Below are 20838 nucleotides of genomic sequence, written 5' to 3'. Positions count from 1 at the left end.
CTCGCGTGGGATCGGTTTGCTCAGGCGGCAGACCCCAGGTGTTCACGCGCCCATTCTTCAAAGCTCGTCAATTCGATGCCCAGTGCGCGGGCGAACTCCGGCCGGGCCGGCTGGCCGACCACCTCCATGAACTCGTGAGTGGCGCCCATGTCGGGCATGCCCGCGGCACGGGCCTGGTCCTCGGTCATGTCGGGCGCCGTCAGCGGGACGCCCAGGGCGCCGGAGAGGACGCCGGCGATCTGTGTCATGGTCAGGTAGTCGCTCGCGAGCTCCAGTTCCACGCGGTGGTACTTGCCGGGCGCGGAGAGGGCGGCGGCCGCGGCCCGGCCCACGTCCTTGGCCGCTACGAGTGACAGGTGCGTGCCCGGTTTGACGACGGTGACCAGACCGCCTTCGACTCCGCGGGGAAAGTAGAACCGCATGGACGGCTCGAAGTTCTCCATGAAGAACGACGGCTTGATCAACGTCCAGTAGGGGAAGTCCAGTTCACGCAGGCGGTCCTGGATGGCCGCCTTGGTTCCCAGCGGTGCCTCCAACATCGCCCAGCGCCCTTCCGCCCAGCCCGGAGCCCGGGTGTGCCGGCCCACACCGCTGGTCGAGGACTGCACGAACTGCTCCACCCCGGCGGCCCTGGCGGCCGCCATGAGGTTGAACGCCTGCCTGACCTCGCCGTCGAAGTCGACGCCCTGCTCGGTGAACGCGGGCATCTGCACGGAGAAGACGGCCCGTACGCCGTCCACGGCAGGCTCAAGAGTCGTCGGGTCGGTCAGGTCGCCCACGACCAGGCGGGCGCCGAGCTCTTCGACGGCCCGCGCGCGCTGGGTGCGCGGGTCACGCACCAGCGCACGTACGGGCGTTCCTCCGGCGAGCAGGGCGCGGGCGGTGGCGCCGCCCTGACGGCCGGTGGCGCCCGTGACAAGGACCGGTGTCGCGGCAGTGGTCATGAGTGCATCTCCTCAGCAAGTCACGCACGCCAGAAACGGCGGGGCCCGCCGTTTCTCGTTCGCTAGAATATGGCGGGGCCCGCCACTTATCAATGTTGGGGAGACGATGACCGGCCAGCGCTCGGATGCCCGCCGCAACTTCGCCCGCATCCTCGCCGTGGCCGAGGCCGAGGTGGCGGCCCACGGGGCGCAGGCCTCCCTTGAGCAGATCGCGCGCGTGGCAGGCGTCGGATCAGCCACCGTGAGGCGCCACTTCTCCACGCGCAGGGCCCTGCTCGATGCCGTCTTCAAGCAGCGCATCCACGCCCTGTGCGACCTCGCCCACACGCTCGGCGGCGAAGACGACAGCCGGACCGCCCTTCTGAAATGGCTGCGCGAGCTGCTCTCCTACTCGCTTGCCGCGCGCGGCCTGGCCGACGCGCTCTCGTACGAGCCCCTCGGGGACGAGGCCACCCAGGGTTCCTGCGCGACAGTCATCGAGGCGGCCTGTGCACCCTTGCTGCGCAAGGCCATCGCCGACGGGACGGTACGGGCGGACGTCACCGTCCACGATCTGCTCACGTTGATCGTCGGAATCGCTCTGGCCACCGAGCACAACACCGACCCGGCCACGCAGGCGGAGCGCGTCTTCCGGCTCGCCGTCGAGGGCCTCAGCCCCACCGGCACCTGACCGCCTCAGGCCGTCCGTTTCCGCACCGGTATGCCGGCTCGCTCCGCGAGTTCGGCGCATGCGTGGGCGTCGTGGGAGTCGTGCGGCTTGGGCCGACGGCACGTGGCGGACGTACAGGGACCGATGAAGACGAGGCAGAGGTCGGCCCCGGCGCCGACCATGGCCCGGTCGCGGAGGTGGGAGGCGTCGCGGCCGTGGGTCTCCCAGTCGGCGGGGTGGGGTTCGGCCGGCACGTCATGGGCGGCGCACCACTCGGCGGCCATGGCGTCGGCTCCGCTCGGGCGGGCTCCGTGGACGACGCGGATGCCTCCGGCGCCGTCTTGGAGGGCGTGCTGCCGGGCTTCCAGGAGCTCGTCCGCGAGGGCCTGTTCGTCGGTCCAACTGCTGCTGCCGGTGACGAGGACGCGGCGGAAGGGGGTCATGGGGCGCTCCTGTCCCGGGCCAGGTGACCGAGTCGGCTCGTACGGTAGCGGGCCGCATCGGAGGTTCGGACCTCCGATGCGCCGCCACCGTAATCGCGAACAGGCCGCCCGCGCGCCCGAGTTCCCGCTCCGTACGCGGCGCCACCCCAAGACCGGCGTGCGGGAGGCGCCGCTTGCGTACGGAGTCAGTCAGCGACCGTCCGGACGCTCCAGCGCCACCTCCGGCAGCCGGCGGCCGAGCGGCGCCGGGAGCCACCAGGCACGGCGGCCCAGCAGTTGCATCGCGGCGGGCACGATCAGACAGCGGATGACCAGCGCGTCCAGCAGGATCGCCACCGCGAGGCCCAGGCCGAACTGTTGCAGCATGCGGTTAGGGCTGAGGACGAAGGCCGCGAACACCACGATCATGATGACCGCCGCCGCGGTGATCACCTTGCCGGTGGCGGCCAGACCCTCGCGGACCGCGTGGCCGTGGTCCTTCGTACGCGCCCATTCCTCGTGGATACGGGAGATCAGGAAGACCTCGTAGTCCATCGAGAGCCCGAAGACGATCGCGAAGATCATCACGGGGATGAACGCCTCGACGGGACCCGGCTGCACCCCGAACCAGCCCTCCTGGAAGACCAGCGTGATCACGCCCAGCGCCGCGGAGATGCTCAGCAGGTTCAGCAGCGCCGCCTTGAGGGGGATCAGCACCGAGCGGAAGACCAGCACCAGCAGCAGCGAGGACATCCCCACGACGATCGCCACGAAGAGCGGCATCCGTTCCGCGACGCTGTCGGCGAAGTCCTGTGTCGCGGCGGTGGATCCGCCGACCAGGAACTCCGCGCCCGTCTCCCGCTCCAGCGGCGGCAGCACGTCGTCCCGGAGCCGGTGCACGAGACCGGTGGTGCCCTCGTCCTGCGGAGCGGTCTCCGGGAAGACGACGACCGTGCTGAGCCCGCCGTCCCGGGAGGGCAGCGCGGGGCTGGCCGCGGCGACGCCGTCGGCGCCGGCGAGTGCCCGCCGGGCCGCCTCGCCCGCCGCCCGGTCGCCGTCGGCCACGACGATCAGCGGACCGTTGAAACCGGGGCCGAAGCCCTCGGCGAGGAGGTCGTACGCCTGCCTGCTGGTCGAGGCGGCGGGGTCGTTCCCGGCGTCCGCGAAGCCGAGCCGTATCCCCAGCGCCGGAGCGGACAGCGCGAGGAGCGCCACGACCGCGGCGAGCAGCGCGGAGAGAGGACGCCGCTGCACTCCGGCCGCCAACCGCCGCCAGCGGCGGCCTTCTTCCCTGCCCTTGGCCTCCGACTTCGCGGCGCGCTTCATCACGTGGCGCCCGATCCGCCGGCCGAACAGCCCGAGCAGGGCGGGCAGCAGGACCAGCGAGGCGGCCATCGTGACCAGGACCGTCAGCGCCACCGCCAGGGCCACCCCTTGCAGCGAACCGAGGCCGAGCGCCACCAGCCCCAGCAGCGCGATGATCACGGTGCAGCCGGCGAAGAAGACGGTGCGGCCCGCCGCGTCCAGGGCCAGCCGGGCGGCGGCCAAGTGGTCGGCGCCGCGGGTGAGTTCGTCCCGGTAGCGGAAGAAGATCAGCAGCGCGTAGTCGACGCCGACGCCCAGTCCCACCAGCATCATGATCGGCGGCGTGAAGTCGGCGACGGTGAACAGATGGGAGGCCAGGGCGGTCAGCCCGATCGCGCCTCCGACCGCGAACAGAGCGGTCACGAGCGGCAGCGCGGCCGCCACGAGCGAGCCGAAGAGCAGCACGAGGACGACGAGCGCGGCGAGCATGCCCGCCCCTTCCGCCGAGCCGCCCGCTTCCTCCTCGGCTCCGCGCACGGCGTCGCCGCCGACTTCCACGCGCAGCCCGTCCCCGCCTGCCGCCTGCGCGGTGTCGATGATTCCGGCGACGTCGGCCTTGGGCACGTTCTGCGCCTTGTCATCGAGGGTCACCGTGGCGTAGCCGATCGTGCCGTCCCGGGAGACGGCCGAGGCGTCGGCGAAGGGACTGCGCACGTCCGCGACGCCCGGCAGACCGCGCACCCGGTCGAGCATCCGCTCCACACCGGCCTCGCGTTTCCCGATGCCCCGCGCGTCCTTGAGGACGATCTGGACGCTGTCCCCGGCCTGCGCCGGACTGCGCCGCTCCATCAGGTCGGTCGCCGCCTGCGAGTCGGTGCCGGGCAGCGTGAAGTCGTTGCGGTAGTCGCTGCCGGCGACCTGGGAGCCGGCCGTGATCGCGGCCACCACCAGCACCCACAGCAGTACGGCGCCCCAGCGATGCCGCTGGGACCAGCCGGCGAGGCGTCCGAAGACGCCCTGCGAGGCGGCGGTCGGTGCGGAGCCGCCGGTCGTGGTCGTGCCCTGCGGTACGGCCATGATCACCAGCCGCCGTTCTGCCGCGCGGGGCGGCCGTACCGGCGCGCGCCGATCACCGAACCGGCGACGCCGCACAGGACCGGCACGGCGATGAAAAGGGCCAGCAGCCCGGCGCTGCCATCGACATCGGGGGCGCGGTCCAGGACCAGGGCGAGGAAGGCGGCCACGGTCTCGGTCAGCAGTACGCCCGCGGCTGCGCCGATCAGCAGGCCCACCAGGGCGGCCGCGGCCCTGGCACGTACGGAAGGTGTCAACGGTGTGCTCATGCCTGGAGCGTGCGGCGCCGGCACGGCCGCGGACATCCGCCCGGAGCGGACACCTGCGCTACCCCAGCGGTTGCGGGCCAGGCAGCCGCGTACACCCGGGGTCGCGGCAGGGCGCCTCGGGTCCGGCAGGTCAGTCCCCCAGCCAGCCGGGGCTGACCATCCCGGACTCGTAGGCCATGACGACGAGTTGGGAGCGGTCGCGCGCGCCGAGCTTCGACATGATCCGGCTGACGTGCGTCTTGGCGGTGGCCGGGCTCAGCACCAGCCGCCCCGCGATCTCGTCGTTGCTCAGCCCCGCCGCCACCAGCTCCATCACCTCGCGCTCCCGCTCGGTCAGCGCGTTCAGCAGCGGGCCCGGCTCCGGCGCCCTGACCCGGCCGGCGAACTCCGCGATCAGCCGCCGCGTGATGGAGGGGCTGATCAGCGCGTCACCGAGGGCGGCGACCCGTACCGCCCGCAGCAGTTCCTCGGGTTCGGTGTCCTTGACGAGGAAGCCCGTGGCCCCGGCGCGCAGCGCCGCGTAGATGTACTCGTCCAGGTCGAACGTGGTGAGGATGACGACCCGCACCCCGGCGAGGGCCGGGTCGGCCCCGATCCGGCGGGACGCCTCGAGACCGTCCACGCCCGGCATCCGGATGTCCATCAGGACGACGTCGGGCCGCAGTTCGCGGCACCGGGCCACGGCCTCCTCGCCGTCGCTCACCTCGCCGACCACGCTGATGTCGTCCTCGTCCCGGAGGATCGAGCGGAATCCGGCGCGCACCAGGCGCTGGTCGTCGGCCAGCAGGACCTTGATCATGGGAAGTCCGGCTCCGATCTGGCGGTACGCGGTCGGCGAGTGGTTGAGACGAAGGGGGCGGCCGGTGAAGGGCCCGGCTCAATTCTCGTACGGGATACGGGCGGTGACGGCGAATCCACCGCGCGCCCCCGGCCCCGCCGAGAGTTCACCGCCGAGCGAGGCCGCCCGCTCCCGCATCCCCTTGACGCCGCTGCCCTCGAAGCCGCGGCCTCCGGCCCGGCGGTCCCCCGCGTCCGCCGTGTCCCCGTCGTCCTCGACTGCCAGCGAGAGCTCATGGCCGGTTATGTCCAGCCGCACGTCCACCACAGTGGCACCGCGCGCGTGCCGGGTCACATTGGTCAGCGACTCCTGCACGATCCGGAACGCGGCGAGGTCCACCGCGGCGGGCAGCGCCCGTTCCCGCCGCGCGTCGTGCACCCGCACGTCCAGCCCGGCCGGTCTCGCCGCCGCCACCAGCTCGTCGAGGCGGGCGAGGCCGGGCGGCGGCTGCCTCGGGGCGTCCTCGTCGACCCGGCGCAGCACGCCGAGCGTGGTGCGCAGCTCGCGCAGCGCCTCCCGGCTGCTCTCCTTGATCGCGGTGAGGGCCTCTCCGGCCTGCCCCGGATCCCTCTTCAGCCGGTGCAGTGCGGCGGCGGCCTGCACGTTGATCAGGGAGATGTTGTGCCCGATGACGTCGTGCAGTTCGTGGGCGATCCGCAGCCGCTCCTCGGTGGCCCGTCGCCGCGCCTCCTCCTCCGCGTATGCGAACCGCCCGTGCCGCATGGTGCCGAGCGCGACCACGGCCACCAGCCATCCGGCGAGCATGAAGATGGCGATGCTGTTGATGTCGTCGTTGCCTGCCAGCGTCCCGACGCCGACACCGATCACGACGGCCGCCGACATGGCGACGGCCGCACGCAGCCGCCCGTCGACGGCCACGGAGTAGAGCGCCACGATCACCACGACCATCAGCGGACCGTCGTACTCGCTGGTGAGGTAGTAGACGGTGGTGGCGGCCAGGATGAACAGCGCGGACGCCACGGAATTCCGGCGCCGGAAGTACAGCGCCCCGCACGAGGCCACGATCAGCAGCCAGCCGAGAACGGTCGTGGGCCAGGGCTCCGCAGGGTTGCGGATCAGCGGGGCCGCGCTCCAGACGGCCACGGGCAGCAGGACCGCGCACGCGAGCGCCAGGTCCGCCGCACGACCGTGCAGCGGCCACAGCCCGGGTATGCCGTCACGTGCCATAGGGCCAGCCTAGGCAGACGCCACGACCCGTACCGTCGGCCGGAAGGCGACATCTGCGCGGGCCGGTGTACGACCACGGATGTACGGGACCCCAAGGTGCCGCAACGCCGGGTGCAGGACAGGTGCCCACCCGGAGGCGACGCGGTGGAACAGGACGGCGGCCGATCCTCGGCGGCATGAACACCTCGGAGCACAAGCCCTCGGCCTTGCCGCTGCTGCGCCGCCCCCACTGGCCGCTGGCGGCCGCGCTGGGAGCCGTCGCGCTGATCCGGCCGCTGTTCTCGATCACCGGTCTGACAGGAGACCTCGGCGCACCGGCCACACCGCTCATCCTCACGGCGGTGATCTCCGTGGTGTGGATCGGTGCCGGTGCCCTCGCGAGGGTGCGCGACCCGCTGACGACCCTCGTGGCGGCCGGGCTCGTCTACGCGGTGAGCTCCATCGTGCTCAGCGGTGTGCTCTCGCCCCTGCTCCTCGGGAAGTTGGAGGGTCCCCTCGCGCATCCCCAGGCGATCGTGCCGGTCCTCGCCGTCAACGCGGTGTGGGGCGCGCTCTGCGGCGCCTGCGCACTGGGCGTGCGCGCAGTACGGGTGCGACGGGGCCAGGGGGCGTGATCTCGGTTCAACTGGCCGTTCCGCCGAGGACGGGCTGCCTGAGGATGGTGCGCAGACGCCCGGCGGCGACCTTGCGGAAGTCGCTGAGGTAGATCTCGTGGTGCTTGCCGTCCATGCGAAGGCCGTGGCCGGGGATGAACTCGTGGTGCATTCGCTCGAGGACCGCGGCCTCGTCGTCGAACGACCCGACGTGCAGCGTCTGCACGCACTGCCCCTCGGACAGTGGTTCAAGGCGGACGTCGCCGAGACGTACGGGACGAGCCTTGGCTCCGGCCTGGTCGACGGCGGCTTCGAACATGCTCTGGTCGATCCAGCCGGGGACCATGAGCATCATCGTCCACTTCCACCGGGACTTGTCACGCGAGGCCGTGAAGGAGTCCATGTCCTCGGCCCACCACAGGCCCTCCAACGGCGGGACGACATAGTCGCGTTCGAGATCTCGCTTGCTGGCGAACTTCAGCTTGTACGCCACCGGGTACAGCGCTCCGAGCGCCTCGGCGAAGGCCGGTGAGGTGTTCGGATCGCCGTGCCCGTCAGCCATCAAGTACTGCATGGCGGGCACGTGCAGAACCCGGAACTCGCCTCGCTTCGCCCGGTAGCCGTCGAGGGTCTTCTTGAAGTCGGTCTTGTCGGTCATCCGGTACCCCGGCTCGTCGTCACACGGTCGGAATCGGTCACGTCTTCCTCTCCGAACGGCCGGGCAGCCGCCTCCAGTTAACTCCGGGTGACAGTTACGGGCCCAGTCTTGACCGGGCTCGCCGGGGTTCGTAACGTGCCCGCCGTGCTTCGCAATAATGACGCTGCTTCATCATATTGATGACGGCTGGAGTGCCGGCGACCAGTGGCACGAAGCGGGGGAGGACAGGCGTGAGACGGCTGAGCCGATGGGCAGGCGCCGCAATCGTATTGGCCCTGCCCGGCGCGTGCTCGCCCGGAGCCGCATCGCACCACGCTTCCCGCACAGGCGGGTTCCGGGCCGACGGTTCGCATCCGGCACGAATCACTTCGTAGAAGCACGGCAAACCCCCAAACCGGCGGCGACCGCGCCGGCCGAGGAAAGGAAGACGAATGACAGAACGTCACCGCCCTCCAGCAGAGCCGAAGAAACGCCGTTCGCCGGGATCTGTCGCCCTGCGCAGTGGATTCGTCCTCGCGGGTGCCGTCGTCGCGAGTGTCGTGGCGGCCGGAACGGCAGCCGCGGACGACTCCGGGCCCGGATCCAACTCAAGTGCGAGCGCCCCGGATTCGAGTACGAGCGCTCAGGGCAGCGTCAGATCGAGCACCAAGGCGACCCCGGGGAACGTCGGCGGTGTGAGCGCCCAGCAGACCAGCACAGGCGGGGGGACCTCACACGACGGACCGAGGTCGAGCAACACCCAGATCACCGTCCGGAACAATGAGGACGGGTCAAGGACAGTGTCCGACCAGCACAGCACCAGCGTGTTCTCCCCACCGTCGGCGCGTGGGGCCGACGGTCCGGCATCGTCGGTCGGCGACGGCCCGGCACCGTCACCCGTCGAAGCTCTCTCGGCACTGGTGGCGCCGCCTGCTGACGCCCCGGCTCCGCCGTCTGAGCCCGCCAGTAACGCCCCGGCTCCGCCGCCCGCTGACGCTCCGGCACCGCCCCCGGCACCGGCACCGGGTCCCGCACATGAGGCCCCAGCCCCGGCACCCGCCGCTCCCCCGCCACCTGCCGAGGCCCCGGCACCGCCGCCCGCGCCCGCCAGTAACGCCCCGGCTCCGCCGCCCGCTGACGCTCCGGCACCGCCCCCGGCACCCGCACCAGGTCCCGCACATGAGGCCCCAGCCCCGGCACCCGCCGCTCCCCCGCCACCTGCCGAGGCCCCGGCACCGCCGCCCGCTGAGGTCGCCCCGGCACCGTCCGCACCCACCGGCTCCTCCGACCCACAGGCATTCCAGAACCTCGACGACCAGGGTGTCGCGCAACCGCCCGCCCAGGGTCCGGCTCCCGCACCGGCGGGTCCTCCCCCGGCCAACGGGGCTCCGGCGCCTGCCAGTCCGGCGCCTGCCAGTCCGGCGCCTGCGGGTCCGCCGCCGGAAACCATCGCGCCGACCGACCTCGGCGGCCTGCTCGGAGCCCCGCCCGCCCCGGCCCCGGGGCCGGTTGCGGAACCCGAGCGTCACGCTGCCGACGGCCTCCCGGCCGCTCCGGCCCCGGCACCCGCGGGCCCGGCGCCTGCCGGTCCTCCGCCGCCCGCCCAGGGCCCGGCTCCCGCACCGGCGGGTCCTCCCCCGGCCAATGGGACTCCCGCTCCGGCGCCCGCCGGTCCCGTGCCTGCCGGTCCGCCGCCGGAAACCATCGCGCCGACCGACCTCGGCGGCCTGCTCGGAGCCCCGCCCGCCCCGGCCCCGGGACCGGTTGCGGAACCCGAGCGTCACGCTGCCGACGGCCTCCCGGCCGCTCCGGCTCCGGCACCCGCCGGTCCGCCGCCGACGGCCCCGGGAAACCTCCCCAGGCCGATATACCAGCAGGGGCCGGACGTCCTCGTCCCGACGTATGAGGTGCCCGGGGTGGAGGCCTACAAGCTTCCGCCGAGCCCGAGTGGAAGCCTCTCTTCTCCGGATACGGCCCAGGTATACGTCCCGGGCCACGTTCCCCAACCCGCTACGGCCGCCCTGCCGGAAGCCAGCTGGGAGAACGGGCTGTTGAGCGCGTGGCACCCCAACATCAAGGGTCAGACGATCAGCATCCCCGTGAAGGAACCGGCCACGTACGAGCCGGCTTACCGCGGCGGCAGCATCAAAGCGCCGGGCAAACTCGGTTCCGTCGACGTCTCCGTGAACGAGAGTTACCAGGTTCGAGCGGTCGGGTTGGAACCGGTGGAAACCCAGCAGATGGTCACGCCGGACGGTCAGCCCGTCACGCGTGTGAACTACCGGTATCAGTACGAGGTTCGAAAGCGGACCGTGGGAACCGTGAACGGCATCAATGGCTGGGGCACGTCGGACTGGAAGCGTGTTTCGACGGACGAGCTGGGCGACCTGGTCGGCGACAACGGTGTGGCCAAAGCGAACCTCCCCGGGAGGGAAGGGACCTGACCGCACGCTCTCGGTGCCACAGCCGTTCACCCGGCTGTGGCACCCGGCTGTTCACCCCGCATCGGATCAGCATCCGTAGGGGGGCGCACGCACCGTTTCTCCGGCCGCCCGGAGGCCGGGCGGCCGGAGGAGCCGAACGTGCGGGCGGACCCTGATCGTCATGCCGGCGCGCCACCGCGGACGCATAGAATCCTGAGGCGTTCATGAGGGCGTCCGACCGGAGCGGTGTACCGAGGGGTGAGCGATGCCGAGGAAACCCGACGGGGAATCAGGCGGTTCAGCGGGGGAGTTCGCTGAGTCCCGGTTCGCTCCCGCCGGAGACGGTGACGGCGAACTCGAAACGATCGGGACGACCGTCCGTTCGACGCGGCGCCTCCTGGGCATGACCGTCGAAGCACTCGCGTCCCGCGCGGGCGTGAGCACGGGCGCGCTGAGCCAGCTCGAACGCGGTCAGGGCAATCCCTCCCTCCAGACGTTGCAGCGTCTGGCCGCCGCACTCAGCATCCCGCTGGTGCAGTTGCTCCAGGGGGCGGCCCAGCCCGATCACCACGTCGTCCGCGCCGGTCTCGGGCCCCGGCTGCCCGCGTCCAGCGATGACACACGTGATCTGCAGGTCCTGCGCGAGCTGCTGACTCCGTCGGGCGGACGTCTTCAGGTGATCCGGAGCGAGGTGCCTCCGGGGTTCAGCAATGAGGGACGTTCCTATCGCCATCTGGGTCAGGAGTGTGTCGTCGTGCTGTCGGGCCGGCTCAGGGTGAGCGTCGGCCAGGAGGTCGTCGACCTGTCGCAGGGGGACACGATCACCTATGACTGCACGGCGGCCCACTGGTGGGCCAACCCCGGGAAGGAGACCACTGTGGTGCTCGGATCGGTCATTCCCCTGGCCTTCTGACCGGCCTTCTGACCCGCCTTCTGACCGGCCCCTCACGGGTGGGTCGTTCAGCAGCGCGGCGCCGGACTGGCCGTGGGGCGGGCCGAGTTCGGGGGCTCGCCGTGGACCGTCCGGCGCATGGCCACCGCTTTCAGCGCCCGCGTGGGGACGGGTCCGCCGCGCCGGTGAAGACGTCGTGCAGTGCGAGGAGACGGCGCAGTTCGCCCACCGGGTCATCGTGATCGTCCACTCGCAGGTCGACGCGGGCCGCGCTGCGGAGGCTGCCGTCGTCGGCCGGGCCGACGACGCGCAGTGCCGCGCTCTGCCTGCCGCGATGGTCCCCACCGGCTTCCTCGCCGCTGGCGAGCGCCGCGATCAGACGATGCGCAAGCGTGCCGGCCGTGGCCAGGAATGTGTCCCGCAGGGAGCTGAGAACCGGCGTTCCGCTCAGACAGTTCCCGGCGGCCACGCATCCGGGCCCGAGGAGATGTCCCGCGGCATCCGTGCAGTCCGGACCGGTCCACGCAGCGGCGTCACCCGCCGGACCGAGCACCGCGAGCTGCCGCAGGGAGCGTCCCGGGTCGGAGGAGATCAGGTGCTGGACCGTCTGGGCCGCGTCCGATCCGGCGCGCAGCTGCGCGATCCCACGCTCGGCGAACGTCGTGTTGGTGTGGGCCTGCGTCACGAGGGCGCCCGCATCCGCGGCCACGGCGGGTACGGAGGCGCCCACGGCGAGGGACTTCGACGCGGTGACGACGCCGAAGCTCCCTTCACCGTCCCGTACCACCAGGGAATAGGTCATACGTCTTCCTCTCTCAACGGCCGGGCCGCCGCCCGCAGTTAACTCCCGGTAACGGTTACGGGCACTGTCTTGACCGCGCTCGCGGAGGTTCGTAGCGTGCCCGCCGTGCTTCGCAATAATGACGCTCCTTCATCATAATGATGACAGGTGCCGACGACCAGTCGACCGAAGCGGGGGAGGAAAGACGTGAGACGGCTAAGCCGATGGGCAGGCGCCGCACTGGTGTTGGCCCTGCTCGGTGCCTGCTCGCCCGGCACCGGAGTGGACCGCGGCCTCAGCAAGGACGGCTCCGGAATCGTGGCCGCGATCGCGGGCGAGCCCGATCAACTCGACCCGCACCGCACGTCGTCGTACTTCTCCTTCCAGGTGCTTGAGAACACCTTCGACACACTCGTCGAGCCGGACGAGAACCTCACGATGCGACCGGCGCTGGCCAAGCGCTGGAAGGTCAGCAAGGACCGGCTCACCTGGACGTTCACACTCCGCAAGGGCGTCACCTGGCACGACGGCTCCAAGTTCGGCGCGGACGACGTCGTCTACTCGTACCGGCGCATCATCGACGAGAAGCTGGGGAACGCCTGGAGATTCGACGGCGTCAAGGACATCTCCGCACCGGACGACTCGACCGTCGTACTCGAACTCGACAAGCCCGTCTACAACTTGCTCTCCAGGATCGGCGGCCACAAAGGGCTCGCCATCGTCAACAAGAAGAACGTCGAGAGCGGGAAGATCAAGACGCACCCCGTCGGCACCGGACCCTTCTCCTTCGACGACTACAACCCCAGCGAGTCGATCCGGCTGAAGGCCAACTCCCACTGGTGGGGCGGCGCTCCGAAGGTCCCGTCGCTGACCTTCCGGTTCATACCCGAGCCCACGACGGCCCTCGCGGACCTGGAAGCGGGCGAGATCAACTGGACCGACAACATCCCGCCGCAGCAGGTCGAGCGCGTCTCGCAGAACCAGGACCTCAAGCTCGACACGGCCGTGGGCAACGACTACTGGTACCTGGCCGCCAATCAGAAGCGGAAGCCGTTCGGCGACCCGCGGGTCAGACGGGCCATCGCCTACGGCATCGACCGCAAGGCCATCGTCCAGGCCACGCAGTACGGCAACGCGACCGTGAACCAGCTGGCCATACCGAAGAACAACCCCTGGTACACCGCGTATTCGCCCTATTCGCACGACACGCGCCGCGCGGCCAAATTGCTCGCGGCGGCGGGCGTACACGACCTGAAGATCGACATGTTGGTGACCAAGGAGTACCCGGAGACCGTCATCGCGGGCCAGGTGATCGCGTCCCAGCTCGAGAAGATCGGGATCACCGTCAAGCCCCGCGAGGTCGAATTCGCCACCTGGCTGGACAAGCAGGGCAAGGGTGAATTCGACATGCTGATGCTCGGATGGCTCGGCAGCCAGGACCCGGAGGACTTCTACTACGCCCAGCACCACTCCAAGGGCGACTTCAACTTCCAGAAGTACTCGAGCCCCGAGGTCGACCGGCTGCTGGAGGCGGGCCAGGAGGAGACCGAGAAGAAGGCCCGCAAGAAGCGTTACGCGAAGGCGGCCCGGAAGATCGCCGACGACGCGAGCTACATCTATCTCTACAACCCCGATGTCGTGCAGGCGTGGGCACCGCAGTTGAAGGGCTACGAGGTCCGCAGCGACGGTGCCGTCCGTTTCCGTGATGTGAGGCTGGCCGACTGATGCTGCGCTTCTCTCTGGCCCGTGCCGGGCACGCGGTTGTCGTCCTGCTGGGGGTGACGGTCGTCGTCTTCGCGCTGATGCACCTCGTTCCGGGTGACCCGGTGCGGGTCGCTCTGGGCACGCAGTACACGCCGGAGTCCTACCAGGCGCTGCGTTCGGCTTCGGGACTCGACCGGCCTCTGGTCAGCCAGTACTTCCACTACGTGGGCAGCGCCTTCACCGGTGATCTGGGCGTGAGTTTCCGCACGGGGGAACCGGTCACGCTCGTGCTGCTCGAACGCCTGCCGGCGACGCTGTCGCTGGCGTTCGCCGCGATGGTCATCGCCGTGGGGATCGCGTTCCCGCTGGGTGTCTACGCGGCGACGCACCAGGGGAGGATCAGCGACACGATCGTGCGCGTCGTGAGCCAATTCGGGGTCTCCGTACCCGACTTCTGGCTGGGCATCCTGTTCGTCCTGCTGTTCTCGAGCACGCTCGGGTGGCTGCCGCCGTCCGGTTACGTGCCGCTGACCGAGGACCCCCTGGGCTGGCTGTCCAGGGTGATCATGCCTGCGACGGCGGTGGGCCTCGTCTCCGGAGCGATCATCACCCGCTTCGTACGCAGCGCCGTCCTCGAATCGCTCGGCTCCGAGCACGCGCGCACCGCCCGCGCCAAGGGGCTGCGGCGCCGCATCGTGACGAGGCGGCATGTGGTCCGCAATGCGATGGTCCCCGTCGTCACCGTGATCGGCGTGCAGGCGGCGGTCCTCATGGGCGGCGTCATCGTCATCGAAGTGGTCTTCGCCTGGCCCGGGTTGGGGCGGCTGACGTTCGACGCCGTCTCGGCACGCGACTATCCCGTCGTCCAGGGGGCGGTGCTGCTGGTCGCGGCGCTGTTCCTGCTCGTCAGCACGGCCGTCGACCTGCTGTACGCGCGAATCGACCCGAGGATATCGATCCGATGAGCGCCCGTCCGTTCTCCACGTGGAGCCATCTGCTGCGCCGCCCCGTGTCGGCGGCCGGGCTCGGTGTCGTCGCCCTGCTCGTGGTCCTGGCCTTCCTCGGCCCGCAACTCGCCCCTTACGGCCCGAACGCCGTCGACGTCACCCGAGCCCTCCGACCGCCTAGCCCGGAGCACTGGTTCGGCACCGACGACCTGGGACGCGACGTCCTGAGCCGGGTCGTCCTCGCCGCCAGGGTCTCGCTCCAGGTCAGCCTGATCAGCGTGGGCATAGCGCTGGTCGTCGGAGTGGTTCTCGGTCTCGTCGCCGGCTACTTCCGGAGGTGGGCCGACACCGTGATCATGCGCCTCGTCGATGTGGTCTTCGCGTTCCCGATCATGCTTCTGGCCATCGCGATCGTCGCGGTGCTGGGGCCGGGGGTGACCACCGCGACGGTGGCGATCGGCGTGGTGTACGTACCGGTCTTCGCCCGCGTCACCCGCGCGAGCGCGCTGGCACTGCGCGAGGAGCCGTACGTGAAGGCCGCCGTGAGCATCGGTGCGGGTCCGCTGCGCATCATCCGCGCCCACGTACTGCCCAACGTCGCGGCCCCGGTCATCGTCCAGACCTCGCTCAGCCTGGCGTTCGCGATCCTCTCGGAGGCGGCGCTGTCCTTCCTCGGGCTCGGCGTACAGCCGCCGCAACCGTCCTGGGGACGGATGCTCTTCGACGGCAAGGGCTTCACGGACGCCTGGTGGATGAGCGTCTTCCCGGGGCTCGCGATCTTCGTCACCGTGCTGGCGTTCAACCTCGTGGGCGACGGGCTGCGCGACGTCCTCGACCCCCGGCAGCGGTCCGTCATCGAGTCCAGGAGGGGCCGATGACGGCACCCGGTTTCGCCGTACGCGACCTCACCGTCGTCCTCGGCCGCGGCAGGCGTGCCGCCCATGTCGTACGAGGAGTGTCCTGGTCCGTGGAGGCCGGACAGACCCTCGGCGTCGTCGGCGAGTCCGGCTCGGGCAAGTCGATGACGGTGCTCGCCTCGGCCGGACTCGTCCCACCGCCGGCGACGGTCACCGGCAGCGCCCTGCTCGGCGGGCGGGACCTGCTGAAGCTTTCCCGGCGTGAACTCGAAGGCATACGGGGACGGCGGCTCGGATTCGTCTTCCAGGACCCGATGACCTCGCTCAACCCGCTCCTCACCGTCGAACGGCAGATCACGGAGGGCATCGAGGAACATCTCGGCGCCACCCGGCGGGCGGCCCGCGACAGTGCGCGAGAACTCCTGGAGACGGTCGGCATCCCCGACCCCGATCGCCGACTGGACGCCTACCCCCACCAGTTGTCCGGCGGGATGCGGCAGCGGGTGATGATCGCGATCGCGCTCTCCTGCGGACCGGACGTCCTCGTCGCGGACGAGCCGACCACGGCACTCGACGTCACGACGCAGGCGCAGATCCTGGACCTCGTGCGCGAACGGCAGGAGCGCACGGGCATGGCGGTGGTCTGGATCAGCCACGACCTCGCCGTGGTGGGCGGTCTCGCCGACGACGTCGTCGTGATGTACGGCGGGCAAGTGGTCGAGCAGGCACCGGTCGAGACCCTGCACAGCGCGCCCGCGCACCCGTACACACGGGGCCTGCTGGGAGCACGTCCGATCCTCGGCGGGCGACGCGAGCAGCTCACGGCCGTCCCGGGCACACCGCCCGATCCCCGTGAACCGCCGCCCGGCTGCGTCTTCTTCGACCGTTGTCCCGTCAAGGGAGACCCGAGGTGCGAGACCGAGGTCCCGGATCTCGTGGAGGTCGGGCGCCGCCACCACACCCGCACGTTCTGCCCGGAGGACCAGTGAACAGCGAACCAGGTCCGGGCAAGGCCCAGGACTCACAGTCCGAACCGCTGCTGGATGTGCGGAACTTGTGCGTACGGTTCCCCGGCCCGCGAGAGGGACGCCACCGGTCGTGGGTACATGCGGTCGAGGACGTGTCCTTCGCCGTCGACCGCGGGCGGACGCTGGGTCTGGTGGGCGAGTCGGGGTCCGGCAAGTCGACGATAGGCAACGCGCTGACCCGTCTGGTCCCGGCCACGTCGGGGACGGTCCACCTCGGCGGTGAGGACGTACTGGCGGTGCGAGGCGCCCCCGCACGCGAGTTGCGAAGACGGATCGCGATGGTCTTCCAGGACCCGTACGCCTCGCTCGATCCGAGGCGCACCGCGGGTGCGACCGTACGGGAGCCCATGGACGTGCACCGGATGCTGTCCGGGCGCGCCGAACGCAACCGCAGGGTGGCCGAACTCCTCGATCTCGTGGGGCTCGTGCAGGAGACGGCCGCCCGGTACCCGCACGAACTCTCCGGCGGTCAGCGCCAGCGCGTGAGCATCGCACGCGCCCTGGCGGCGGATCCGGATCTGATCGTCCTGGACGAATCGACCGCCTCCCTCGACGTCTCGGTCCAGGCGCAGATCATGAACCTGCTCCGGGAGTTGCAGAGTGAACTCGGGCTGACCTACCTGTTCATCTCCCATGACCTCGCCGCCGTCGAGCACATGAGCCACCGCGTCGTCGTCATGTACCTCGGCCGCCTCATGGAGACAGGCGCCACGGACGACCTGTACGCCCGGCCCGCGCACCCGTACACGCAGGCGCTCATGTCCGCGGTACCCGACACGGACCCGGCCACGGAGAAGAACCGTGAGCGGATCCTGCTCGGCGGCGATCCGCCCAGCCCACTCGATCCACCGTCCGGCTGCGTGTTCCGCACCCGCTGTCCCATGGCGGTCGGCGAATGCGCCGAACCGGTCCCGCAGATCCCCGTCTCCGGCGACCACGTCGCCTGGTGCGTACGCACCGGCGACTCGCTGTCACCGGAGCGGCTCCGTCGCTTCGTGCACTGACCGGCGTCAGCGCCGGGTCCTCAACCAGAAGGGAGCACCGGCTGAACGAGCCCGGCGCCGGGAGGAGTTCGGGCGGCCGACCTCAGCAGGCCGGCCGACGCAGGTAGCGACAATGCACGGCTCATCAGGCTCCATCAGCGCAACTGACCCCAGACCGGCGCCGACCGCGCCGGCCGAGGAAAGGAAGACGAATGGCAGGACGTCACCGCCGTCCATCAGAGCCAAAGAATCGGAGTTTGCCAAGATCCATCGGCAAGCGCAGCGGCTTCATCATCGCGGGCGCCTTCGCAGCGAGCATCGCGGCCGCCGGGTCGGCCGCCGCGGACACCGGCCCGGGCTCCGGGCCGGGCGCCGGGCCCGGGTCCGGTCCCGACTCGAGTACGAGCACGCCGGACGCGGGCCCGGCGAACGACTCCGGCCCGGCGAACGGGCCGGGGCCGGGCGCGGGTCCGGGGAACGGTCCCGGCACGGCTCCAGGTGCGGGTCCGGCGAACGGCCCGGCTCCGGGCTCGGCGAATGGCCCGGGGCCAGCTCCGGGTCCGGCAAACGGTGCGGGTCCGGCGAACGGGCCCGGGCCGGGCGCGGGTCCGGGGAACGATCCGGCTCCGGGAACGGCTCATGGTCCCGGGCCGGCTCCTGGCCCGGGTAATGGTTCGGCGGACGGCCCGGCTCCGGGGAACGACTCCGGGCCAGCGCCAGGCCCGGCCAATGGTCCGGGCACAGCTCCCGGTTCGGCCAACGGTCCCGGCCCAGCACCCGGTTCAGCCAACGACCCCGGCCAGGCTCCGGCTGACGATCCCGGTCCAGCTCCGGGTCCGGCAAACGGTCCCGGCCCGGCTCCGGGCTCGGCGAATGACCCAGGGCCAGCTCCGGGTCCGGCCAACGGTCCCGGCCCGGCGCCCGGTTCAGTCAACGACCCCGGCCAGGCTCCGGCTGACGATCCGGGTCCGGCACCAGGTCCGGCTCCCGGTCCGGCCAACGGCCCCGGCCCAGCGCCCGGTTCAGCCAACGGCCCCGGCCAGGCTCCGGCTGACGATCCGGGTCCGGCACCACGTCCGGCTCCGGGTCCGGGGCCGGCCGATGCACCGGCTCCGGGAACGGCTCATGGTCCCGGGCCGGCTCCCGGCCCGGGCAATGGTTCGGCGGACGCTCCCGATCCGGGAACGGCTCATGGCCCGGGCCCGGCTCCAGGCCCGGGCAATGGTCCGGCACCGGCCGCACCGGCGCCGGTTGCCGAACCAGAGCGACACGCAGCCGACGGCCTCCCCGACACCCCCGCACCGCCGCAGCCGGGACCAGTCGAAGAACCCGAACGACACGCAGCCGACGGCCTCCCCGACACCCCGGCACCGCCACCGGCCGACGCACCGGCTCCAGGTCCGGCACCGGCACCGCCGCCCGCCGGGCCGCCGCCCGAGGCTCCCGCTCCCGCACCGCCGCCCGCTGCGCCTCCTGCCCCGGCTCCGGCTCCGGCCCCGGCTCCCGCTCCCGCTCCGCCCATCTGGGAACCGGCCGACCCGGCGAACTACACCCCTGGCCGGAGCGGGGAGATCTCACAGATCGTCATCCACGTCACGCAGGGCAGTTACGACAGCACGATCAACTGGTTCAAGAACCCGGAGGCAGAGGTCAGCGCCCACTACGTGGTGCGTTCCTCCGACGGTCAGGTGACCCAGATGGTCGACGACGGCGACACCGCCTGGCACGTCGGTAACGGCAACCCCACGGCGATAGGCATCGAGCACGAGGGCTACGTCGACGACCCGGCGTCGTTCACCGACGAGATGTACCGCTCCTCGGCCGCGCTGACGAGGAGCCTGGCCGACAAGTACGGCATCCCGAAGGACCGTCAGCACATAGTCGGCCACAGCGAGGTCCCCGGTAACGACCACACAGACCCGGGCCCGAACTGGGACTGGGACAAGTACATGGGTTACGTGAACGAATGATCATGCGCCGGGAGGCGCGTCAACGCTGAAATGACGGAGCGAACTCGGTGGCCCAGCGTCGTACTGGGCCACCGAGGCGCGTCCGGCGGCGGTCACACGCTGGAGCGCGGAGCCAACTACCCACGCTGCGCCCCTCGTTCGCGCGCACGGGCAGTGATCACACCGTAGCCACGGCGAGCACTGTCGAGCTCGAAAGGCGCAGGTCAAGTTGTGTGGGCAGATAGCGTGCGCGGAGGGCGTCGGCGTCCAGCAGCGTCACGGTGCGGAACCCCGCTTCATGCAGGAGGGTGTTCACTTCCGAGGTGGCGTAGTCGGCGAGGATGGGCTCGCCGTCGGCTGCGACTGCCGCGTCGGCGGAGGCTCTGACGGCCTGTCCGGCATCGTCGAGTTCCCCGGTCGCGCAGACGAAGTCGGCGACGAGCGTTGTTCCTTCCTGCCGGGAGGCGATGGCGCGCAGGGTGGTTCGGGTGGCTTCTCGCGGGAGGTACATGGTCACTCCCAGCCAGTTCCATGTCGCCCGGCCCGGCAGACCGGTCTCCTTGAGCCCTCTGGTGACCAGGTCGACCGATACGAAACGGACGTTCGCAACGTCCGCCACCCCTGCTTGGGCAAGTGCTGACCGCTTCCACGCCTGGGTGTCGGGATGATCGACCTCCCAGATACGGAACTCACCGGCCCGTGGATGCCGCCAGGCGAATGTGTCCAAGCCGGCTCCGAGCAGCACGTAGTCGGATCGGCCAACGGACAGTCCGGCTACTGCCTCGTCCTCCGCAAGTCGAGCCCGAAGGGCATGATGCAGACGCAGAGACCGGCGCACCTGCGGAGGCCAGCCGGCGATCGTTTTCTCCAGTCGCGGTCGTTCTTCGCTCGGGACGAGTCGTCCCGCCAGCGTGTCATCCAGGACACGCGTGGGGTCCTCGCGGGCGTGTTCTGCCCTGAGCAGGGCGCTGCCCATCGCCGAGCGACTCGCATGGCCAGACTGCATTCCTGTCCCTTCCGGATCAGCTCTGTCAATTGCGTAAGCGGTGGTCAAAGCGAGATCGTCAGCCTGCAACTGCGCACAAGAGCATGCGTGTCGCGAAGGGCTACGAACTGGATGTCGGCGCAGAAGAGGCGTCAGGTGGCACTCACAGCTTCTGCCCCGCCGAAGGCGGCGCGCAGAGCGAGAGCCGGACAAGGCTCCGGGACGCTCAGCCGACCAGAGGCCACCACGCTACCCCGGCCAACGGCTGGTAAGTCAGCTCACTTTCGACAAGGGGACGGAGTCCGTGACGATCCGTGAGCGCATCACGGGAGTTGAGCCAGAGCCAGGGAAATGACGGCGATGCCCTGGC

18 protein-coding genes and 1 pseudogene are annotated in these 20838 nt (G+C 70.9%); 10 read left to right on the top strand and 9 right to left on the bottom strand.

The annotated features are described in order from the left end of the window. Positions 1-20 precede the first annotated feature (20 nt). Entirely contained in the window at positions 21-944 is a 924-nt protein-coding gene (locus tag QQM67_RS24430; protein WP_314176468.1) for an NmrA family NAD(P)-binding protein, read from the bottom strand. A gap of 106 nt (positions 945-1050) precedes the next feature. Here QQM67_RS24430 and QQM67_RS24425 point away from each other — a divergent pair, with 106 nt between their 5' ends. Further along, positions 1051-1614, top strand: a complete 564-nt coding sequence (locus QQM67_RS24425; RefSeq protein WP_314176466.1) for a TetR/AcrR family transcriptional regulator — start codon at positions 1051-1053, stop codon at positions 1612-1614. A 5-nt stretch (positions 1615-1619) separates the two neighbouring features. Here QQM67_RS24425 and QQM67_RS24420 read toward each other — a convergent pair whose 3' ends face one another. From QQM67_RS24420 to QQM67_RS24400, 5 genes are all read right to left on the bottom strand, one after another. Beyond that, positions 1620-2036, bottom strand: coding sequence for an SLOG family protein (locus QQM67_RS24420; protein ID WP_314176464.1), 417 nt, complete (start codon positions 2034-2036; stop codon positions 1620-1622). Between the two features lie 189 nt (positions 2037-2225). Then, positions 2226-4397 carry an MMPL family transporter gene (locus QQM67_RS24415; protein ID WP_314176462.1) on the bottom strand — a complete coding sequence of 724 codons (2172 nt, stop codon included), beginning with the start codon at positions 4395-4397 and terminating at the stop codon, positions 2226-2228. A 2-nt stretch (positions 4398-4399) separates the two neighbouring features. Then, positions 4400-4663, bottom strand: a complete 264-nt coding sequence (locus tag QQM67_RS24410) for a hypothetical protein (protein ID WP_314176461.1) — start codon at positions 4661-4663, stop codon at positions 4400-4402. Positions 4664-4793: 130 nt separating this feature from the next. Next, positions 4794-5462 carry a response regulator transcription factor gene (locus QQM67_RS24405; RefSeq protein ID WP_314176460.1) on the bottom strand — a complete coding sequence of 223 codons (669 nt, stop codon included), beginning with the start codon at positions 5460-5462 and terminating at the stop codon, positions 4794-4796. A gap of 78 nt (positions 5463-5540) precedes the next feature. Then, positions 5541-6689: a sensor histidine kinase gene (locus QQM67_RS24400; RefSeq protein ID WP_314176459.1), complete on the bottom strand. Its 1149-nt coding sequence runs from the start codon at positions 6687-6689 to the stop codon at positions 5541-5543. 176 nt (positions 6690-6865) lie between these two features. Here QQM67_RS24400 and QQM67_RS24395 point away from each other — a divergent pair, with 176 nt between their 5' ends. Further along, positions 6866-7303, top strand: a complete 438-nt coding sequence (locus tag QQM67_RS24395) for a hypothetical protein (protein ID WP_314176458.1) — start codon at positions 6866-6868, stop codon at positions 7301-7303. A gap of 7 nt (positions 7304-7310) precedes the next feature. Here QQM67_RS24395 and QQM67_RS24390 read toward each other — a convergent pair whose 3' ends face one another. Continuing rightward, positions 7311-7940, bottom strand: a complete 630-nt coding sequence (locus QQM67_RS24390) for a GyrI-like domain-containing protein (protein ID WP_314176456.1) — start codon at positions 7938-7940, stop codon at positions 7311-7313. A gap of 1895 nt (positions 7941-9835) precedes the next feature. Here QQM67_RS24390 and QQM67_RS24385 point away from each other — a divergent pair. Together QQM67_RS24385 and QQM67_RS24380 are read left to right on the top strand one after the other, a co-directional pair. Next, positions 9836-10363, top strand: a complete 528-nt coding sequence (locus QQM67_RS24385) for a hypothetical protein (protein ID WP_314176454.1) — start codon at positions 9836-9838, stop codon at positions 10361-10363. 244 nt (positions 10364-10607) lie between these two features. Beyond that, positions 10608-11255, top strand: coding sequence for a helix-turn-helix domain-containing protein (locus tag QQM67_RS24380; protein ID WP_314176452.1), 648 nt, complete (start codon positions 10608-10610; stop codon positions 11253-11255). Between the two features lie 130 nt (positions 11256-11385). On the opposite strand, the gene QQM67_RS24375 is transcribed toward QQM67_RS24380, so the two are convergent. Further along, on the bottom strand, positions 11386-12036 hold the full coding sequence (locus QQM67_RS24375; protein WP_314176451.1) for a DUF1028 domain-containing protein: 651 nt from the start codon (positions 12034-12036) through the stop codon (positions 11386-11388). Between the two features lie 186 nt (positions 12037-12222). On the opposite strand from QQM67_RS24375, the gene QQM67_RS24370 reads away from it, so the two are divergent. The 6 genes and pseudogenes from QQM67_RS24370 to QQM67_RS24345 all read left to right on the top strand — a co-directional run. Beyond that, on the top strand, positions 12223-13740 hold the full coding sequence (locus QQM67_RS24370; RefSeq protein ID WP_314176449.1) for an ABC transporter substrate-binding protein: 1518 nt from the start codon (positions 12223-12225) through the stop codon (positions 13738-13740). Then, positions 13740-14684, top strand: a complete 945-nt coding sequence (locus tag QQM67_RS24365) for an ABC transporter permease (protein WP_314176448.1) — start codon at positions 13740-13742, stop codon at positions 14682-14684. The genes QQM67_RS24370 and QQM67_RS24365 overlap by 1 nt, the downstream gene beginning before the upstream one ends. Continuing rightward, entirely contained in the window at positions 14681-15544 is an 864-nt protein-coding gene (locus QQM67_RS24360; RefSeq protein WP_314176446.1) for an ABC transporter permease, read from the top strand. The genes QQM67_RS24365 and QQM67_RS24360 overlap by 4 nt, the downstream gene beginning before the upstream one ends. Then, entirely contained in the window at positions 15541-16512 is a 972-nt protein-coding gene (locus QQM67_RS24355; protein WP_314176444.1) for an ABC transporter ATP-binding protein, read from the top strand. Before QQM67_RS24360 ends, QQM67_RS24355 begins: the two co-directional genes overlap by 4 nt. A gap of 131 nt (positions 16513-16643) precedes the next feature. Beyond that, a complete protein-coding gene (locus QQM67_RS24350) occupies positions 16644-17555 on the top strand; it encodes an ABC transporter ATP-binding protein (protein ID WP_314176442.1) in 912 nt (303 codons plus the stop codon). Positions 17556-19054: 1499 nt separating this feature from the next. Beyond that, positions 19055-19495, top strand: a pseudogene (locus QQM67_RS24345) (N-acetylmuramoyl-L-alanine amidase); the annotation flags it as partial. Between the two features lie 166 nt (positions 19496-19661). Here the strand turns inward: QQM67_RS24345 and QQM67_RS24340 are convergent. Then, the gene (locus tag QQM67_RS24340; RefSeq protein ID WP_314176440.1) at positions 19662-20537 is read right to left on the bottom strand and encodes a class I SAM-dependent methyltransferase; all 876 of its coding nucleotides are present in this window, start codon (positions 20535-20537) and stop codon (positions 19662-19664) included. Positions 20538-20838: the final 301 nt, after the last annotated feature.

The sequence above is a fragment of the Streptomyces winkii genome (genome assembly GCF_032248595.1).
In the GTDB taxonomy this organism is placed as follows: Bacteria; Actinomycetota; Actinomycetes; order Streptomycetales; family Streptomycetaceae; genus Streptomyces; species Streptomyces winkii.
Note: the sequence above shows the minus strand (reverse complement) of the source record. Positions and strands in the feature narration are given on the sequence as shown.